This window comes from Streptosporangium sp. NPDC006013 (genome assembly GCF_040614275.1).
Lineage (GTDB): Bacteria > Actinomycetota > Actinomycetes > Streptosporangiales > Streptosporangiaceae > Streptosporangium.
This window is the reverse complement of record NZ_JBEXUE010000904.1, coordinates 1-1,696: the sequence shown is the minus strand read 5'-3', so window position 1 is coordinate 1,696 and position 1,696 is coordinate 1. Positions and strand designations below refer to the sequence as shown.

The 1,696-nt window shown below is 66.2% G+C and carries 2 protein-coding genes; both read right to left on the bottom strand.

Going from position 1 to position 1,696, the window contains the following annotated elements; translation table 11 throughout:
- Positions 1-299: DUF397 domain-containing protein (locus tag ABZ260_RS50770; RefSeq protein WP_355633083.1), on the bottom strand; the 299-nt coding region annotated here is incomplete at its 3' end.
- Positions 300-317: 18 nt separating this feature from the next.
- A complete protein-coding gene (locus ABZ260_RS50765) occupies positions 318-1,142 on the bottom strand; it encodes a helix-turn-helix transcriptional regulator (RefSeq protein WP_355633080.1) in 825 nt (274 codons plus the stop codon).
- Positions 1,143-1,696: the final 554 nt, after the last annotated feature.

Here is a 1,696-nt window from a genome sequence, read left to right as displayed (position 1 = left end):
GTGTCCCGTCCGTCGAACGGCAGGGCGCCGTCGCTGACGCGGTGACCCAGCCGGTGGAGAAGGGCGATCGCGTCGTCGAACACTCTCAGGACGTCCCACTCGCTTCGGGTGAACGCCAGAGCCGGGCCGCCCGGATCCTTGGAGTCGCGGACGAGGTAAAGCTGATCGGCGTCGGCCTTGTGTCGGGCAACGGCCGGATCACCGGGGACGACCGCCACCTCCACGCAGTCGCCTCCGTTGGTGCTGCGACCGCTCTTACGCCACTCGGCGTCGGACAGATCCATCGTGGACCCTCGCACTTTTTCTTCCTTCTACGGCTAGGGGGAGGAAAACCTTCTCGCCATCTGGGCGATGAAGGCCGCCGACTCCTCCTGACCGAGTGCCATCTCGCAGAGGCTCTCGAACATGGAGGCGTATCGGCTGACCTGCTCCGGGTCGTCCGGCACGAGCCCGCTCGAGGCCTGCTCCAGATAGAGCAGGTCGGAAACCTCGGGCTCGGGGAAGCTGAGCAGGCAGAACTTGCCGTCCATCGCCGCGTGCGCCCCTGCGGAGAACGGGGCGACCCGGATCTCCACGTTGGGCAGCGCGCCGAGGTGGACGAGATGTTCCAACTGCTCCGACATGACGTCGCGCCCGCCGATCTGACGCCGGATCACTGCTTCGTCGAGCACCGCGACAAGGTGGATCGGGTCACCGGGTCCGTGCAGCAACCGCTGGCGCGAGATGCGCACGGAGACCGTCTCCTCGACCTGGGAGGGGGTCTGGACAATGGAGGTCGCCTCGATCACCGCGCGTGCGTACGGTTCGGTCTGCATCAGGCCGGGAACGACGAGCGGCTCGTACGAGCGCACGAGCGACGCCTCCGCCTCCAGCCCGATGTAGGAGTCGAAGCCCGGTTTAAGGGCTTGGCGGTGGGGGTGCCACCAGCCGCGCCGCCGGGCCTCCACGGCCATCTGGATCAGGGAGTCACGCGCCTCCCCGGTCACGCCGTACACATCGGTGAGGGCCGACACGTCCGAGGGGCGGGGACGGGTCAGGCCCGTCTCGTATCTCCAGACGGTGGTGTCGGTGGAGCCGATCCGCTCGGCCACCTCCACCCGTGTCAGCCCGCTGTCCTTTCGCAGACGGTTCAGTTCAGCCATCAGGCGGCGATGACGGGCCGTGGGGCTGCGTCGAGAAGCCACGCATCTACCTCCCTCCGTCCTTTGATAGCAAATCTGTGGAATCTCAACATGAGGTATTGCAGTCCTTGATAGAACAGTTCACCGTGAGTGAGTGTGCCATCTCAGACGGCGATGTGCATGGAATGTCAACAACCCCCTCCTGCAGGAGGGGGCTTGAGGCGCAGTGATGCGCTTCGAAGCCCCGCGTTGACCAGCCCTAGCCATCATGAACTGGAGGTGTGATTCAGATGGCTACGTTGAACACAAGATCGCAGACCGACCTTGGGGTGCTTCCTCAGCTCCAAGCTCTCGAATCCGTGGGAGCAGACACGCCCGGGGGTGGGCACGAAACGGCTCACGGGCACCGCCTCTCGGCGGTACCTGGTGTTCGACCTGGGCGAGGGGAGATCGAGCGGACCGGCACCCGGTCTGCTCGGCGTCACCCCGAGGGCGCTTCGGCGTCTGAGGGAGCGAACCGTGAGGTTCACCCGGCCGTGTTCGTCCTGGGCGCCTGCGGCCACCCGCTCGACCCC